Raw genomic sequence first — 15,551 nt, forward strand, 5'->3', positions numbered from 1 at the left:
ATCGTGCCGCCATGAGCGATATCAGCTTCTTCTGGCACGACTACGAGACCTTCGGCCGCGTCCCGCGGCGTGATCGCCCGGCCCAGTTCGCCGGCCTGCGCACCGATGCAGAGCTCAACGAGATCGGCGAGCCGCTGATGCTGTATTGCCAGCCCGCGCCCGACTACCTGCCCGACCCCGAGGCCTGCCTGCTGACCGGCATCCTGCCGCAGCACTGCCTGCAGCGCGGCGTGCCGGAGCACGAGTTCGCCTCCGCCATCGAGACGGTGCTGGCCACGCCTGGCACCATCGGCGTGGGCTACAACAGCATCCGTTTCGACGACGAGGTCACGCGCCACCTGTTCTGGCGCAACCTCATCGACCCCTACGGCCGTGAATGGCAGAACGGCTGCGGCCGCTGGGACCTGCTCGACGTCGTGCGCTGCGCCTATGCACTGCGGCCCGAGGGCATCGAGTGGCCCAAGCACGAGGACGGCCGCCCCAGCTTCAAGCTCGAACACCTGACTGTTGCCAACGGCGTGGCCCACGAGGCGGCTCACGATGCGCTGTCCGACGTTCGGGCCACCGTGGCTTTGGCGCGCAAGCTGCGCCAGGCCCAGCCCAAGTTGTGGGACTTCTGCGTCAGGCTGCGTGGCAAGCAGGCGGTGTGGGACGAAATCGGCGTCGGCAAACCTTTCCTGCATATCTCGGGCATGTATGCGCCCGAGCGCGGCTGCATCGCCGTGGTCTGGCCTTTGGCACCCCATCCGACCAACAAGAACGAGCTGATCGTCTGGGACTGCGCGACCTCGCCGGAAGAGCTGCTGTCGCTCAACGCCACCGCCATCCGCGAGCGCATGTTCAGCAAGCAGGAGGCGCTGCCGGAGGGCGTCACTCGGCTGCCGATCAAGACCATCCATGTCAACAAGAGCCCCATCGTCATCGGCAATCTGAAGACGCTGCAGCCTGCGATGGCCGAGCGCTGGGGCCATGACATCGAGGCCCAGCTCGTCCACGCGCGGCTGCTGGCGGCGAAGGGCCGGCTGTTGGACGGCCTCTGGGCCGATGTGTTCCAGCGCGAGCCGTTCGAGGCGGCCGATGTGGACGAGGACCTTTACGGCGGCTTCATCGGCAACGATGACCGTCGCGCGCTCAACCGCGTGCGCGCCACGCCGCCGGAGCAGCTGGCCGAGCGCGCCGCCCAGGGCAAGCTGGCCTTCCAGGACGGCCGGCTGGACGAGCTGGTGTTCCGCTGGCGCGCGCGCAATTTCCCGACCACGCTTTCCACCGAAGAGGCGGCGCGCTGGCAGGCCCACCTGACCGCGCGTCTGCACCAAGGGGAGGGCGGCGCCCAGACGCTGGCAGACTTCATGGAGCGCATCGACCAATTGGGCGAGGCGGCCGATGAGCGCGGCGAGGGCATCCTGTCGGCGCTGTATGACTATGCCGAGCAGATCGCACCCTGACCCCGGATCGCAGTGCGGTGCGGGCTTAACCAGCGTGATCAGCGTCATGGCCGAAAGCCGGCAGTCCTGCGATAGTCGGGCCTAGAAGATCGACTCGGAGACCCTCATGAGCAGCGCCGCCCCCGAACGTAACGAGGACCCCACCGCCGCCCGCCTGCGTGCCTTGCTGGTACGCGCGCCCACCGCCGTCGCCTTCATCGCCGGCCAGCGTTTCGAGGTTGTCAGCGAGGAGTTCAATCATCTTTTCGGCTTTGGCGACGACTGCGACCTGTGCGGCCAGGGCACGCGCGTGGTCCACACGACCGACATGGCGCACACGGCGTTCAGCGAGCGTGCCGCCGCAGCCTTTGCGGCCGGCCGGCCGCTGGACGAAGAGATCGAGTACGTCAAGCGCGACGGCCACCGCTTCTGGGGCCGGCTGCAGGCCACGCCAGTGCACTGGGAGGCGCCGGCCGGCGAGGCCCTGTGGATCGTCGAAGATGTGACGGCCGCGCGCTCCCAGCGTCTGCAGCCCACCTGGACGGCCAAGCACGACGCCGTCACCGAGTTGGCCAACCGGCGCGAGTTCGAGCGCCGCCTGGGCGAGCATGTCGGCAGCCGCCGTAACGAGCCGGTGTCGGTGCTGTGGCTGGACGTGGACAGGTTCGGCGACGTCATCAAAGACATGGGCAGCGAGGTCGGCGACCATTTCCTGTACGGCCTTGGGCAGATGCTGAGCAGCAAGGTGAGGGCGTCGGACCTGGTCGCGCGGCTGGAGGATGACCATTTCGCCATCCTGCTGCCCGATTGCGACCAGCACTACGCCCAGATCATTGCCGAGAAGGTTCGCTCTGCCGTGGCCGGCTACCGACTGCGCTGGGGCCTGCACCGCACGCGGGTGAAGGCGTCGCTGGGCGTCGTGCAGATCGACGCAACGCTGACGACGCTGGATGCCGTGCTGGGCGCTGGCGCGCTGGCCTGCACCGAGGCCAAGGCGGCGGGCGGTGACAGCGTGCGGGTGTTCGTCTCGGCCGGCGGTTTCGAGGAACTGGCGGGCTGATTTCACGTTCGGGCGGGCGGCGCTCCCCGGAAATGCGGGGGTTTTCGCCGAATGTTCTAAAGTTCGCTTCACCCCGGCCGATGTAGCGGCTAGAGCGTTTGAAAGCTGAGTCCTGATGAACGTCGCCATGTCCACCGCCCTGTCCGGCATCTCTGCCGCGAACGAGCGCCTGCGTGCCTCGGCGTCCAACATCGCCAACTTGGCGGCCGGCAATCAGTCCCGCCCCAGTGTCGAGCCGACGAACGTCGACAAGATCCCCCAGCGCGAGGTCAACCCGGCCAATGAGGTGGTGGAGCAGCAGTCTGCAGCCTATGCCTTTGTCGCCAACCTGAGGGTGCTGCAGACGCAGATCAACACCACCGGCGCGCTGCTGGACATCAAGGCCTGAGCGGCGCGGCGTCACCAGCGATACAAGCGGCCTCGGGCCGCTTTTTCTTTATCTGCCAACTTTTTTCACCCCGCGCGTGAAGGCGCGGCGCATGGCGAGGCCGGGCGCGCGGCGAGCGGCAAGCTGGGCATGGGGCATGGCGCGTCGGAGTGGTCGCCCATTCGGCATACCGCTTTCAAGCGACGCACCCCACCGCCCCGAGCAACTGCTGGACATCCGCGATGACAGCCAGGCCAGCCTGATCGCCGCGGGCGTAGCATCCGCGCCGCGCCGCGGCGCAATGGCGCGCGCCTTGCAAACCCCGCCCGTGATCGTTGCCGGTGCGGCCTTGCCGCGGGCGCAAAGAGAGGCTGAAGCGAGCGCCGCCGCTGTGACCGACCAGACCGGCCCGCGACCGACCCGCCACCCTTTAGGCGGGCGCCTCGGTCCATCTGCGCGGTGCGCAGGGCCAAACGGTGCTGATGCAGGCCGCGCTGGCGCTAGGGCACGGCGACCTGATCGACGCGTTGCGCCAACCGCGGCGCACACAAAAAAGCCCGCCGGGCTGCGCGCGGCGGGCTGGCTCTGCAAGCCTCAGGCTCAGGCTGCCACGGCCTTGGCGGCGTCTGCGTATTCCTCGATCTGGTCGAAGTTCAGGTACTTGTAGATGGCCGCGCCGTCCTTGTTCACGACGCCCATGGCCTCGTGGTACTCCTGCACCGTCGGGATGTGGCCCAGCTTCGAGGCAATGGCCGCCAGCTCGGCCGAGGCGAGGAACACGTTGGTGTTCTTGCCCAGGCGGTTGGGAAAGTTGCGGGTCGATGTGGACACGACCGTCGCGCCCTCGCGCACCTGGGCCTGGTTGCCCATACACAGGCTGCAGCCCGGCATTTCGGTGCGTGCGCCTGCCGTGCCGAAGGCAGCGTAGTGGCCTTCCTTGATCAGCTCGCTTTGGTCCATCTTGGTGGGCGGTGCCACCCACAGCTTGACCGGGATGTCGCGCTGGCCACCCAGCAGCTTGGCGGCGGCGCGGAAGTGGCCGATGTTGGTCATGCACGAACCGATGAAGGCCTCGTCGATCTTGGTGCCGGCGACTTCGGACAGGGTCTTGGCGTCGTCCGGATCGTTGGGACAGCAGAGGATGGGTTCGTGGATGTCGGCCAGGTCGATCTCGATGACGGCGGCGTACTCGGCGTCCTTGTCGGCTTCCAGCAACTCGGGCTTGGCGAGCCAGGCCTCGACCTTCTCGATGCGGCGCTGCAGGGTCTTCGCGTCGGCATAGCCGTCGGCGATCATGTTCTTCACCAGCACGCCGTTGCTGGTGATGTATTCCTTGATCGGCTCGGGGTTGAGCTTGATCGTGCAGCCGGCCGCCGAGCGCTCGGCGGAGGCGTCGGACAGCTCGAAGGCCTGTTCGACCTTCAGGTCCGGCAGGCCTTCGATCTCGAGGATGCGGCCCGAGAACACGTTCTTCTTGCCGGCCTTGGCCACGGTCAGCAGGCCGGCCTTGATGGCGTAGAGCGGAATGGCATGCACGAGGTCGCGCAGCGTCACGCCCGGCTGCATCTGGCCCTTGAAGCGAACGAGCACGGACTCAGGCATGTCCAGCGGCATCACGCCGGTGGCAGCACCGAAGGCCACCAGGCCCGAGCCAGCGGGGAAGCTGATGCCGATGGGAAAGCGCGTGTGCGAGTCGCCACCGGTGCCGACCGTGTCGGGCAGCAGCAGGCGGTTCAGCCAGCTGTGGATGACTCCGTCACCCGGGCGCAGCGAGACGCCGCCGCGGTTGCTGATGAAGGCGGGCAGCTCGCGGTGGGTCTTGACGTCCACCGGCTTGGGATAGGCGGCGGTGTGGCAGAAGGACTGCATGACCAGGTCGGCCGAGAAGCCCAGGCAGGCCAGGTCCTTGAGCTCGTCGCGGGTCATTGGGCCGGTAGTGTCCTGCGAGCCGACGGTCGTCATCTTGGGCTCGCAATAGGTGCCGGGCCGAACGCCCTGGCCTTCCGGCAGGCCGACGGCGCGGCCGACCATCTTCTGCGCCAGCGTGAAGCCGGCCTTGGTTTCAGCCGGCAGCGACGGCAGGCGGAACAGCGTGGACGCGGGCAGACCGAGGAACTCGCGTGCCTTGGCGGTCAGCGAGCGGCCGATGATGAGGTTGATACGACCGCCTGCACGCACTTCGTCGAACAGCACATCGCTGCGCAGCTTGAACTCGGCAACGGTCTCGCCGTTCTTGACCAGCTTGCCGTCGTAGGGCAGCACGTCGATGACGTCGCCCATCTCCAGCTTGCTGACGTCGACTTCGATGGGCAGCGAGCCCGAGTCTTCCTGCGTGTTGAAGAAGATCGGCGCGATCTTGCCGCCCAACGTGACGCCGCCGAAGCGCTTGTTCGGCACGAAGGGGATGTCCTGGCCCGTGGCCCAGACCACCGAGTTGGTGGCCGACTTGCGCGAGGAGCCGGTGCCGACGACGTCGCCGACGTAGGCCACCAGATGGCCCTTGGCCTTGAGGTCCTCGATGAACTGCATCGGGCCGCGCTTGCCGTCTTCCTCCGGCTTGAAAGCCGCGTCGGCGCGCGTGTTCTTCAGCATCGCCAGGTAGTGCAGCGGGATGTCCGGGCGGCTCCAGGCGTCGGGCGCGGGCGACAGGTCGTCGGTGTTGGTCTCGCCGGGCACCTTGAAGACGGTGACGGTGATCTTCCTGTCGACTTCCGGACGCGAGGTGAACCACTCGGCGTTGGCCCAGGACTGCATCACTTCCTGAGCCTTGGCGTTGCCCGCCTTGGCCTTGGTGGCGACGTCGTTGAAGAAGTCGAACATCAGCAGCGTCTTCTTCAGGCCTTCGGCCGCGACGCCGGCGACTTCGGCGTCGTCCAGCAGTTCAATCAGCGGATGCACGTTGTAGCCGCCGACCATGGTGCCCAGCAGCTCGGTCGCCTTGGCCTTGGAGATGAGGCCCACGCTGAGGTCGCCGTGGGCGACCGCCGCCAGGAACGAAGCCTTGACCTTGGCAGCATCGTCAACGCCCGGGGGCACGCGGTGGGTCAGCAGGTCCAGCAGAAATTCGCCTTCGCCGGCCGGCGGCGCCTTGATCAGCTCGATCAGCTCGGCCACCTGCCTGGCTTCCAGGGGCAGGGGCGGAATGCCGAGGGCGGCGCGTTCGGCAACGTGTTGGCGGTAGGCGGTGAGCATGGGAGAACTCCTGAAACGGGGGAACGAAAGGATTCAGGCCTTGGGCGCGATGAGGCGCAGGCCCTTGAAATAATCACGAAAGAAAGCGGCGTCGTGGGTGATCAGACCCTGGCATTGCAGCAGGGCATGGGCGCCGATGAGGAAGTCGGGGACGGTGCGCTTGACGTCGTGTGAGGTGGCGCTGGCCGGCAGCCGCTGGCGGTAGCGCCGCTGCATCTCGCCGGCGCGCAGCGCGGCGCGCAATTCCAGCGGCGAGAAGCCGATCCCGATGGCTTCCAGCGTCTCCAGGACGATGTCGCTGTGCCCCAGGCCGGCCACCACCTCGCTGACGACGACCTCGCAGGCCACGACCGGGCCGGTCGACAGCGCGCTGCGCAGCAGCCGCTCGGCCTCATCCGCGGAGGGCCCGTCGCCGATGTAGTCGACGAGGATGGAGGTGTCGACTGCAATCACGCAGTCTCGTCCGGTGGGGGGTAGGGATCGCCCGGGGCGCGACCGCGCAGTTCGCGCATGACGTCGTCGGTCGTCGTGCCGGCCGGCAGCTTGATGCGGCCGCGCATCTTGGACAGCGCATCACCGACGTCCTTGCGCAGGATGATCCGGCCGCCGTCCAGCTCGACCTTGAGCGTCGTGCCCTTGGTCAGCCCGAGGGCATCCCGGACGGCCTTGGGCAGGGTGATCTGCCCACGTTCGGCAACAGTGGCTTCCATGGCGCCTCCAGCGGCTGAGTCGCCGCGAAGGCGCCGGCTCAGGTATGCATCAGAAAGTATGCATTCATTCTACATACCGAAGGGGGTCGCTTCAACCCGGATGCCTCAGTTGGCCGCTGGTGCGATGCCAAGGCTGCTGCGGGCGGCAGCGGCCGCCTGGGCCTCGGGATCGTTGATCAGCGCGGCCTTGGCCGCGGCCATCAACTTCGCTTGCTCGGGGTGAATGCACTCGTCCACCAGGCGCTGGCCGATCTTGGTATCCAGCAACATGGACTTGTTGGCAATCTGGATCATCAGCGTGCGGCCGGTCACGTCTTCGAGGCGCAATGCGCCGGTGGATGACAGCACCGGCTTCATCGTGAAAAGCTGTTTTTGCCAGGCCACATTGACGTAGCCGGCAACTTTGGGGTGCTTGTCGATGTGGATGCTCTGTTTGAACTCGCAGGCGTAGTCGCCCAGGTGTGCGCGCTCGGACGCGGCCAGTTGCGCTTCGTCGGCGTCGACGAGCACCGGCTCCGGCAAGACTTCGGCGGCCTTTTTGGCGAGCGGCTTGGCCGCAACCGCCTTGGCCTTGACCGCAGGCTTGACGGGCTTGGCAGGGGCGGTCTGCGCCAGGGCGGGCAGGGCGGCGCAAAGGATCAGGGCAGCGGCGCAGCCGCGAAGCGAGGAGAACAGCATCGGGTATGTCGGGTGGGGAGGTGAAGTTGGCGGGGGCGGCGCATGGTGGCCGCAATCCGGCCACGCAGCGGTGAACAGTTGTTGGCATTGTCCGGCGTGCCGCACGCTCCCTTCGCTCCGTGCTTTACCCGATGGATACGGGGAAAAACGCCGATCGGGCTTCGGCCGGCAGCGTGCACCCCGTGCGTTGTGCGCGTTCCAGCACGGTCCAGAAATAACGATAACTGGCGCGGTCGTGCAATCGGTCACGGAAGGAAATCGGCGCCCAGTGCCGGCTTTGCGCCGCCAGCAGCAGTTCGGTCGCCTCCGCGATCTCGTCGGGGGCCGGCGCGAAGGCGTCGACGATCGGGCGGATCTGGTCGGGGTGGATGCTCCACATGCGCAGGTAGCCGAACTCGCGCGCGCCCCGGCGGGCGGCGCCGGCCAGGGCGGCGGCATCGCGGAACTCGGTGACGACGCAGTGCGACGGCGTCTTGCCGAAGGCATGCGCGGCGGCGGCAATCTCCAGCTTGGCGCGCACGACGAGCGGATGTTCGAACTGTCCGGGCAGTTCCATCGCGGCCTTCGGGATGGCGCCGCCGTGGGCGGAGACGAAGTCCATCAAGCCGAAGGACAGCGACTCGATGCGCGGGTGCGCGGCGATACGAAAGACGTCGCGCAGCGCGCCGTGGGTTTCGATGAGGACCTGTAGCGGCAGCTTGGGCCGGGCGTGGTGCTCGCAGGCGGCGTCGATGGCGGTCACGGCCCGGTCCACCTCTTCGGCACTGTCGGGCTTGGGAATCATCAGATAGGCCAAGCTTGCGCCGGCCTTGGCGATCAAGGTGTCGACATCCGCGTCGAACGCTCCATGGCCGAAGGGGTGCACGCGTGCGCCGACGCGACCGAAGCGGTTGGCCGTGCTGGTCGCGAGGTCGGCGATCAGCAGGGCATGTTCTGCCTCTCCGCCGACCGGGGCGCCATCCTCTGCATCCAGCGTGATGTCGAAGACGGGGCCCAGCTCGGACTGCAGGGCCAGGCTCTTGCGCATGCGCGCCTCTACGCCGCAGTAGTGGTCGACGACCGGCAGCGCGGCACGCGGTGCTTCACTGCCGAACAAGGCCTCGCGGGGATGGATAAGGGCGGTCATCACGCCACTGTACTCAGCGCAGAAGACGCAACAGTGTGATGGCGGTCGCGGATTCGCCACGGTCTGGGGTGCCCATGCACTGTCATATCTGGGCCATGCGTGACAGCATCAGTGCTCACCGACACGCGGAGACAACGCATGATCAAGCTTGAGTCCCTCAGCTGTTCCACCCGCCTGGCCTTGCAGACCTTCGGCGCGGTGCTCGGCGTGCTACTGGTGGCCAGCTTCCTGCTGTTCTCGGAGCGTGCTCTCATCATGAACGAGCGCCAGCAGGCGGTCCGTCAGGCGGTGGAGGCGGCGCATGGTGTCGTCGCGCATTTCCACGCCCAGGTGGCTGCCGGCAAGCTCGCCGAAGACGACGCCAAGAAGGCGGCGCTGGCCGCCGTGAAGGGCCTGCGCTACAGCGGCAACGAGTACTTCTGGATCAACGACAACACGCCGGTCATGGTCATGCACCCGATGAAACCGGAGCTCGACGGCAAGCCGCTGTCAGCCAGCAAGGACCCGACAGGCAAGGCGCTGTTCGTCGAGATGGTCAACATCGTGAAGGCGCAGGGCGGTGGCTTCATCCCCTATATGTGGCCCAAGCCTGGCAGCGACCAGCCCGTGCCGAAGGAGTCTTACGTGAAAGGGTTTGCGCCCTGGGGTTGGATCATCGGCTCGGGCGTCTATGTCGACACCGTCAACGATGCCATCCTGCAGCGCGTCTGGAAGGTGGGCCTGGGCGTGCTGGCCCTCGTCGCCGTACTGCTGACGCTGGGGATGGCGATCACGCGCAGCATCACCCGACAGTTGGGCGGCGAACCTGCCACGGTCAACGCGATCACGCGCCGGCTCGCCGAGGGGGACCTGAGCGTCGACATCGACCTGAAAAGCGGGGACCGCGCCAGCGTCATGCAGGGAGTAAGCGCCATGCGTGACAGCATGGCCAGCATCGTGCGGCAGGTGCGCGATGGCTCTGAATCGGTTGCCAATGCCAGTTCCGAGATCGCCTTGGGCAACCAAGACCTGAGCGCCCGTACTGAAAGTCAGGCCAGCGCGCTGCAGCAGACGGCGGCGTCCATGGAGGAACTCGGCACGACCGTGCGCAACAACGTCGACAACGCGCAGCAAGCCAACCAGTTGGCGAAGAACGCCTCCCATGTGGCGGCCGAGGGCGGTCAGGTCGTCAAGCAGGTGGTCGACACGATGAAAGGCATCAACGACAGCTCGCGCCGCATTGGAGACATCATCTCGGTCATCGACGGCATCGCTTTTCAGACCAACATCCTGGCACTCAACGCTGCCGTCGAGGCAGCGCGGGCGGGTGAGCAGGGTCGGGGCTTCGCGGTCGTCGCGGGCGAGGTGCGGCTGCTGGCCGGCCGCAGCGCCGAAGCGGCGCGTGAGATCAAGAGCCTGATCTCGCAGAGCATGGAGCGGGTCGACCGTGGCAACACGCTGGTCGACCAGGCCGGCGCGACGATGGACAGGGTGGTCAGCAGCATCCAGCGCGTGACCGACATCATGGGCGAGATCAGCTCATCGAGCGCCGAGCAGAGTTCCGGCGTGTCCCAGGTTGGCGCTGCGGTCATGCAGATGGACCAGGCCACCCAGCAGAACGCCGCGATGGTGGAGGAGATGGCCGCCGCTGCGGATGGCCTGAAAGTGCAGGCGCAGCACCTGGTGGAGACGGTGTCGACCTTCCGACTTCCAGCCGCGCGCTGAGCTGGCCCCGCCCACCAAAAAAAGGCCTCCCGAGGGAGGCCTTCGCTATCTCCTGGCTTGCTTACAGCAGGTGCTTGACGCCGTCCTGCTCGTCCGTCAGTTCCTTCAGCGTCTTGTTGATGCACTCCTGCGAGAAGGCGTCGATCTCGATGCCTGGCACGATCTTGTACTCGCCGCCTTCGCAGGTGACCGGGTAGCCAAACATGACTTCCTTCGGGATGCCGTATTCGCCGTTCGACGGGATGCCCATCGTGACCCACTTGCCGTGGGTGCCCAGCGCCCAGTCGCGCATGTGGTCGATGGCGGCATTGGCGGCCGAGGCCGCCGACGACAGGCCGCGGGCTGCAATGATGGCCGCGCCCCGCTTGCCGACGGTGGGCAGGAAGACCTCGCGGTTCCACTGCTCGTCGTTGATCAGCTCCTTCACCGACTGGCCGTCGATGGTGGCGTTGCGGTAGTCGGCATACATCGTGGGAGAGTGGTTGCCCCACACGGCCAGCTTCTCGATGGAAGCGACAGCCTTGCCGGTTTTGGCGGCCAGCTGGCTGGCGGCGCGGTTGTGGTCCAGGCGCAGCATGGCCGTGAAGTTCTTGGCCGGCAGGTCCGGGGCCGACTTCATCGCGATGTAGGCATTGGTGTTGGCGGGATTGCCCACCACCAGCACTTTGACGTTGCGCGAGGCCACGGCGTTGAGCGCCTTGCCCTGCGTCGTGAAAATGGCGCCGTTGATCGACAGCAGCTCGGCGCGCTCCATCCCCGGGCCGCGTGGGCGCGAGCCCACCAGCAGCGCGTAGTCGGTGTCCTTGAAGGCGGTCATCGGGTCGCTGTGGGCTTCAATGCCGGCCAGCAGCGGGAAGGCGCAGTCCTCCAATTCCATGATCACGCCCTTGAGCGCATTCTGAGCCTTCTCGTCGGGGATCTCGAGCAGTTGCAGGATGACGGGCTGGTCCTTGCCCAGCATCTCGCCGGAGGCAATGCGGAACAGCAGGGCATAGCCGATCTGGCCTGCTGCGCCGGTGACGGCGACGCGAACGGGTTTCTTGCTCATGGAGATCTCCGGGGACAGTTGATAAAGCTGACGTCGAGGGGCGCCAAGCGCGCCGCCTGAAGGCGGGCAAGTGTACGGGCATACCCTGTGCTGCAATGCGTCCATGCCCAAGTCGCCAGCCCCGCTGTACGAGCAGATTCGCCAGTTGATCGTGGCCGGCCTTGCGGCTGGCGAATGGCGGCCCGGTGACGCCCTGCCCAGCGAAGCGGCGCTGGCCGAGCGCTTCCATGCCAGTCCGGGCACGGTCAGGCGGGCGCTGGACGAGTTGAGTGCTGAACACGTCGTCGAGCGCCGCCAGGGGCGCGGCACATTCGTCGCCACGCACACCGCACCGCGCGATGCCTATCGCTTCCTGCGCCTGGTCGCCGACGACGGCGCGACCGGTTTCACGCGCGAACTGCTGCATTGCCGGCGCGCGCGCGCCACGGCGGAGACGGCGCGGGCGCTGCAACTGCGTACCGCCGAGCCGGTCATCGAGATCAGGCGGCTGCTGCTGCGCCGGGGTCGGGCCGTGGTGCTGGACGATCTGTGGCTGCCGCAGCGCCATTTCGAGGGCTTGAGCGTCGCAGTCATCAACGCCTATGCAGGCACGCTCTACGCGCTCTTCGAGGAGCGCTACCAGGTGCACATGGTCCGCGCGGAGGAGAAGCTGCGTGCGGTGTCCGCCGGTGCCGAGGCGGCGGAGCTGTTGGGCGTGCCGGACGGCGCGCCGCTGCTCAGCGTTGAGCGCGTGGCCTACACGTACGGCGACCGGGCGGTCGAACTGCGCCGCGGGCTCTACCACACACAAGCAGACCATTACCTCAACGAGTTGAACTGAAACTGACAATGCCGCAGTGCAGCACGCACGAAGCTGGGTCTTTGTCTCTGACCTAGAATCTTTCGGTTTCACATTGATTACGGGCTCGACATGGCGGAAAGCGCGAAAGCAAGACCGGTTTACCGAAATATTCACGTCACGCAGATCGTCAGCTATCGACTCCCGCCGGCCGGCATCGTTTCCATCCTTCATCGCATCAGCGGCTTCCTGTTGTTCCTGCTGCTGCCTTTCGTGATCTGGATGTTGGACACCAGCCTCAGCACGGAGATCTCGTTCGAGACCTTCACGAACGTCTTCGTGGCTGGCTTTGCCGGGATCCCTGGCTGGTTCGTCAAGCTGGTGACGCTGGGGCTGATCTGGGGTTATCTCTTTCACTTCATCGCCGGTGTGCGTCACCTGTGGATGGATGCAACCCACAGTGTCAGCAAGGCCCAGGGCCACAGCTCCGCGCTGGTCACGCTGATCCTCAGCACGCTGCTGACGCTGCTGCTGGGTGCCAAGCTGTTCGGCCTCTATTGAGCCCCCGAGGACAACAACAATGACTACATACGGTTCCAAGCGCATCGTCGTCGGTGCGCATTACGGCCTGCGCGACTGGCTCGCGCAGCGCATCACGGCCGTGCTGATGGCGGTCTTCACCGTCGTGCTGCTGGCCCAGGTGCTGATGCCCGGCGAGCTCGGCTACGACCGCTGGGCGGCGATCTTTTCCCAGCAGTGGATGAAGCTGCTGACCCTCGTGACCATCCTGTCACTCGCGTATCACGCCTGGGTCGGCATGCGCGACATCTGGATGGACTATGTGAAGCCCGTCGGCGTGCGATTGACGCTGCAGGTGCTCACCCTCGTGTGGCTTGTGGGTTGCGCCAGCTGGGCGATCCAGGTTCTGTGGAGACTTTGATGGCGCAGCTTGCGACCCGTAAGTTTGATGTGGTGATCGTCGGAGCCGGCGGCTCCGGCATGCGCGCCTCGCTGCAGCTGGCGCTGGCCGGCTTGAATGTGGCCGTGCTGTCCAAGGTCTTCCCGACCCGCTCGCACACCGTTGCCGCGCAGGGCGGCATCGGCGCCTCGCTTGGCAATATGAGCGAGGACAACTGGCACTATCACTTCTACGACACCGTCAAGGGTTCGGACTGGCTGGGTGACCAGGACGCCATCGAGTTCATGTGCCGCGAGGCGCCCAAGGTCGTCTACGAGCTTGAGCACTTCGGCATGCCCTTCGACCGCAATGCCGACGGCACCATCTACCAGCGCCCCCTTGGCCGCCACACCGCCAACTACGGCGAGAAGCCCGTGCAGCGCCCCTGTGCCGCGGCCGACCGCACCGGCCACGCGATGCTGCACACGCTGTATCAGCAAAACGTCAAGGCGCGCACGCAGTTCTTCGTCGAGTGGATGGCGCTGGACCTGATCCGCGATGCCGAGGGCGACGTGGTCGGCGTGACCGCGCTGGAGATGGAGACCGGCGAGGTCCACATCCTGCAAGGCAAGACCGTGTTGCTGGCCACCGGCGGCGCCGGGCGCATCTTTGCGGCCAGCACCAACGCCTTCATCAACACCGGTGATGGCCTGGGCATGGCGGCGCGCGCCGGCATCCCGCTGGAAGACATGGAGTTCTGGCAGTTCCACCCCACCGGCGTGCACAACGCCGGCGTGCTGTTGACCGAAGGCTGCCGTGGGGAAGGCGCCATCCTGCGCAATGCCGATGGCGAGCGTTTCATGGAGCGCTACGCGCCTACGCTGAAGGATCTGGCGCCGCGCGATTTCGTGTCCCGCTGCATGGACCAGGAGATCAAGGAAGGTCGCGGTTGCGGTCCCAACAAGGACTACATCAATCTCGACATGACCCACCTGGGCGCCGAGACCATCGCCAAGCGCCTGCCCTCGGTGCTGGAGATCGGCCACAACTTCGCCAACGTCGACATCACCAAGGAGCCGATTCCCGTGGTGCCGACCATCCACTACCAGATGGGTGGCATCCCGACCAACATCCATGGCCAGGTGGTGGCGCCCAAGAACGGCAACCCCAACGAGATCATCAACGGCCTGTACGCCGTGGGCGAATGCGCCTGCGTCAGCGTGCACGGCGCCAATCGCCTCGGTACCAACTCGCTGCTGGACCTGCTGGTGTTCGGCCGCGCCGCGGGCAACCACCTGGTGGCTGCCAACCTGGGCAAGCAGTCGCACAAGACCCTGCCGGCCGATGCATCGGACCGTTCGCTGGCTCGCCTGGCGCGGCTGGATGGCAGCAGCAGCGGGGAATACGCCCAGGACGTTGCCAACGACTTGCGCGCTGCGATGCAGCAGCACGCCGGCGTGTTCCGCACGCAGGCCATGCTCAACGAGGGCGTGAGCAAGATCGCGGCGATTGCGGACCGGGTCAGGAACATCACGCTCAAGGACAAGTCCAAGGTCTTCAACACGGCGCGTATCGAGGCGCTCGAAGTTGAAAACCTCATCGAGGCCGCCCAGGCCACCATCGTCTCGGCCGCCGCCCGCACCGAGAGCCGCGGCGCCCACACCGTCAACGACTACGGCGACACGCCGGCCCACCCCAACGGCCGCAACGACGAGCAGTGGATGAAGCACACGCTGTGGTATTCCGAGGGCAACCGCCTGGACTACAAGCCGGTCAATCTCAAGCCGCTGACCGTTGAATCGGTGCCGCCCAAGGTCCGCACCTTCTGACGGCCTGCCGACCAAGGACTCAACACATCATGAAGCGCACTTTCCAGATTTATCGCTACGACCCGGACAAGGACGCCAAGCCCTACATGCAGACCCTCGAGGTCGAATTGGACGGCTCGGAGCGCATGCTGCTGGACGCCTTGAACAAGCTCAAGGCCGTCGATCCCAGTTTGTCGTTCCGTCGCTCCTGCCGTGAAGGCGTCTGTGGTTCGGACGCGATGAACATCAACGGCAAGAACGGCCTGGCCTGCCTGACGAACATGCGCACGTTGCCGGGCACCATCGTGCTCAAGCCGCTGCCGGGCCTGCCCGTCGTGCGCGACTTGATCGTCGACATGACGCAGTTCTTCAAGCAGTACAACTCGATCAAGCCCTATCTCGTCAACGACAACGTGCCGCCCGAAACCGAGCGGCTGCAGTCGCCCGAGGAGCGCGACGAGCTCAACGGCCTGTACGAGTGCATCCTGTGCGCGAGCTGCTCGACGAGCTGCCCGAGCTTCTGGTGGAACCCCGACAAGTTCGTCGGCCCGGCAGGTCTCTTGCAGGCCTACCGCTTCATCGCCGACAGCCGGGACGAAGCGACAGCCGAGCGCCTGGACAACCTGGAAGATCCCTACCGCCTGTTCCGCTGCCACACCATCATGAATTGCGTGGATGTCTGCCCGAAGGGGCTGAACCCCACCAAGGCGATCGGCAAGATCAAGGAATTGATGGTCCGCCGCGCGGTCTGACGAGCG

15 protein-coding genes are annotated in these 15,551 nt (G+C 66.3%); 9 read left to right on the forward strand and 6 right to left on the reverse strand.

What is annotated here, in order from left to right; all coding sequences use genetic code 11:
* The first annotated feature begins 11 nt into the window (after positions 1 to 11).
* The 3 genes from sbcB to ACT6S0_RS01430 all read left to right on the forward strand — a co-directional run bounded on the left by sbcB (position 12) and on the right by ACT6S0_RS01430 (position 2,872).
* On the forward strand, positions 12 to 1,445 hold the full coding sequence (gene sbcB / locus ACT6S0_RS01420; RefSeq protein WP_444762132.1) for an exodeoxyribonuclease I: 1,434 nt from the start codon (positions 12 to 14) through the stop codon (positions 1,443 to 1,445).
* 106 nt (positions 1,446 to 1,551) lie between these two features.
* Positions 1,552 to 2,484, forward strand: a complete 933-nt coding sequence (locus tag ACT6S0_RS01425) for a GGDEF domain-containing protein (protein ID WP_444762133.1) — start codon at positions 1,552 to 1,554, stop codon at positions 2,482 to 2,484.
* Positions 2,485 to 2,611: 127 nt separating this feature from the next.
* Complete coding sequence (locus ACT6S0_RS01430; protein ID WP_444762134.1) at positions 2,612 to 2,872, forward strand: flagellar basal body rod protein; 261 nt, start codon at positions 2,612 to 2,614, stop codon at positions 2,870 to 2,872.
* A gap of 579 nt (positions 2,873 to 3,451) precedes the next feature.
* Here the strand turns inward: ACT6S0_RS01430 and acnB are convergent.
* From acnB to ACT6S0_RS01455, 5 genes are all read right to left on the reverse strand, one after another.
* Positions 3,452 to 6,043, reverse strand: a complete 2,592-nt coding sequence (gene acnB, locus ACT6S0_RS01435; RefSeq protein ID WP_444762135.1) for a bifunctional aconitate hydratase 2/2-methylisocitrate dehydratase — start codon at positions 6,041 to 6,043, stop codon at positions 3,452 to 3,454.
* Positions 6,044 to 6,076: 33 nt separating this feature from the next.
* The gene (locus ACT6S0_RS01440; RefSeq protein WP_444762136.1) at positions 6,077 to 6,496 is read right to left on the reverse strand and encodes a type II toxin-antitoxin system VapC family toxin; all 420 of its coding nucleotides are present in this window, start codon (positions 6,494 to 6,496) and stop codon (positions 6,077 to 6,079) included.
* Positions 6,493 to 6,753 carry an AbrB/MazE/SpoVT family DNA-binding domain-containing protein gene (locus ACT6S0_RS01445; RefSeq protein WP_444762137.1) on the reverse strand — a complete coding sequence of 87 codons (261 nt, stop codon included), beginning with the start codon at positions 6,751 to 6,753 and terminating at the stop codon, positions 6,493 to 6,495. The genes ACT6S0_RS01440 and ACT6S0_RS01445 overlap by 4 nt, the downstream gene beginning before the upstream one ends.
* A gap of 105 nt (positions 6,754 to 6,858) precedes the next feature.
* The gene (locus tag ACT6S0_RS01450) at positions 6,859 to 7,431 is read right to left on the reverse strand and encodes a hypothetical protein (protein WP_444762138.1); all 573 of its coding nucleotides are present in this window, start codon (positions 7,429 to 7,431) and stop codon (positions 6,859 to 6,861) included.
* 124 nt (positions 7,432 to 7,555) lie between these two features.
* Positions 7,556 to 8,557: an HpcH/HpaI aldolase/citrate lyase family protein gene (locus ACT6S0_RS01455; protein ID WP_444762139.1), complete on the reverse strand. Its 1,002-nt coding sequence runs from the start codon at positions 8,555 to 8,557 to the stop codon at positions 7,556 to 7,558.
* Positions 8,558 to 8,695: 138 nt separating this feature from the next.
* On the opposite strand from ACT6S0_RS01455, the gene ACT6S0_RS01460 reads away from it, so the two are divergent.
* Positions 8,696 to 10,261, forward strand: a complete 1,566-nt coding sequence (locus tag ACT6S0_RS01460) for a methyl-accepting chemotaxis protein (RefSeq protein ID WP_444762140.1) — start codon at positions 8,696 to 8,698, stop codon at positions 10,259 to 10,261.
* 61 nt (positions 10,262 to 10,322) lie between these two features.
* Here ACT6S0_RS01460 and ACT6S0_RS01465 read toward each other — a convergent pair whose 3' ends face one another.
* Entirely contained in the window at positions 10,323 to 11,309 is a 987-nt protein-coding gene (locus ACT6S0_RS01465; protein WP_444762141.1) for a malate dehydrogenase, read from the reverse strand.
* A 103-nt stretch (positions 11,310 to 11,412) separates the two neighbouring features.
* Between ACT6S0_RS01465 and ACT6S0_RS01470 the strand changes: the two genes are divergently transcribed.
* The 5 genes from ACT6S0_RS01470 (at position 11,413) to ACT6S0_RS01490 (ending at position 15,545) form a co-directional block, all read left to right on the forward strand.
* Positions 11,413 to 12,129, forward strand: coding sequence for a GntR family transcriptional regulator (locus ACT6S0_RS01470; protein ID WP_444762142.1), 717 nt, complete (start codon positions 11,413 to 11,415; stop codon positions 12,127 to 12,129).
* A gap of 90 nt (positions 12,130 to 12,219) precedes the next feature.
* A complete protein-coding gene (gene sdhC, locus ACT6S0_RS01475; RefSeq protein WP_444762143.1) occupies positions 12,220 to 12,648 on the forward strand; it encodes a succinate dehydrogenase, cytochrome b556 subunit in 429 nt (142 codons plus the stop codon).
* Positions 12,649 to 12,667: 19 nt separating this feature from the next.
* Entirely contained in the window at positions 12,668 to 13,027 is a 360-nt protein-coding gene (gene sdhD / locus ACT6S0_RS01480; protein WP_444762144.1) for a succinate dehydrogenase, hydrophobic membrane anchor protein, read from the forward strand.
* A complete protein-coding gene (gene sdhA, locus ACT6S0_RS01485; RefSeq protein WP_444762145.1) occupies positions 13,027 to 14,814 on the forward strand; it encodes a succinate dehydrogenase flavoprotein subunit in 1,788 nt (595 codons plus the stop codon). Before sdhD ends, sdhA begins: the two co-directional genes overlap by 1 nt.
* Positions 14,815 to 14,843: 29 nt before the next feature.
* Positions 14,844 to 15,545 (forward strand): succinate dehydrogenase iron-sulfur subunit, encoded by a 702-nt coding sequence (locus ACT6S0_RS01490; RefSeq protein WP_056274139.1) that lies wholly within the window; start codon positions 14,844 to 14,846, stop codon positions 15,543 to 15,545.
* Positions 15,546 to 15,551 lie beyond the last annotated feature (6 nt).

This window comes from Roseateles sp. (assembly GCF_052436255.1).
Lineage (GTDB): Bacteria > Pseudomonadota > Gammaproteobacteria > Burkholderiales > Burkholderiaceae_C > Pelomonas.

What these genes read in the sequence shown, in the direction of transcription:
- sbcB (WP_444762132.1), top strand. Translation starts at nt 12, where the DNA reads ATGAGCGATATCAGCTTCTTCTGGCACGACTACGAGACCTTCGGCCGC.
- ACT6S0_RS01425 (WP_444762133.1), top strand. Translation starts at nt 1,552, where the DNA reads ATGAGCAGCGCCGCCCCCGAACGTAACGAGGACCCCACCGCCGCCCGC.
- ACT6S0_RS01430 (WP_444762134.1), top strand. Translation starts at nt 2,612, where the DNA reads ATGTCCACCGCCCTGTCCGGCATCTCTGCCGCGAACGAGCGCCTGCGT.
- acnB (WP_444762135.1), bottom strand. Translation starts at nt 6,043, where the DNA reads ATGCTCACCGCCTACCGCCAACACGTTGCCGAACGCGCCGCCCTCGGC.
- ACT6S0_RS01445 (WP_444762137.1), bottom strand. Translation starts at nt 6,753, where the DNA reads ATGGAAGCCACTGTTGCCGAACGTGGGCAGATCACCCTGCCCAAGGCC.
- ACT6S0_RS01450 (WP_444762138.1), bottom strand. Translation starts at nt 7,431, where the DNA reads ATGCTGTTCTCCTCGCTTCGCGGCTGCGCCGCTGCCCTGATCCTTTGC.
- ACT6S0_RS01455 (WP_444762139.1), bottom strand. Translation starts at nt 8,557, where the DNA reads ATGACCGCCCTTATCCATCCCCGCGAGGCCTTGTTCGGCAGTGAAGCA.
- ACT6S0_RS01460 (WP_444762140.1), top strand. Translation starts at nt 8,696, where the DNA reads ATGATCAAGCTTGAGTCCCTCAGCTGTTCCACCCGCCTGGCCTTGCAG.
- ACT6S0_RS01465 (WP_444762141.1), bottom strand. Translation starts at nt 11,309, where the DNA reads ATGAGCAAGAAACCCGTTCGCGTCGCCGTCACCGGCGCAGCAGGCCAG.
- ACT6S0_RS01470 (WP_444762142.1), top strand. Translation starts at nt 11,413, where the DNA reads ATGCCCAAGTCGCCAGCCCCGCTGTACGAGCAGATTCGCCAGTTGATC.
- sdhC (WP_444762143.1), top strand. Translation starts at nt 12,220, where the DNA reads ATGGCGGAAAGCGCGAAAGCAAGACCGGTTTACCGAAATATTCACGTC.
- sdhD (WP_444762144.1), top strand. Translation starts at nt 12,668, where the DNA reads ATGACTACATACGGTTCCAAGCGCATCGTCGTCGGTGCGCATTACGGC.
- sdhA (WP_444762145.1), top strand. Translation starts at nt 13,027, where the DNA reads ATGGCGCAGCTTGCGACCCGTAAGTTTGATGTGGTGATCGTCGGAGCC.
- ACT6S0_RS01490 (WP_056274139.1), top strand. Translation starts at nt 14,844, where the DNA reads ATGAAGCGCACTTTCCAGATTTATCGCTACGACCCGGACAAGGACGCC.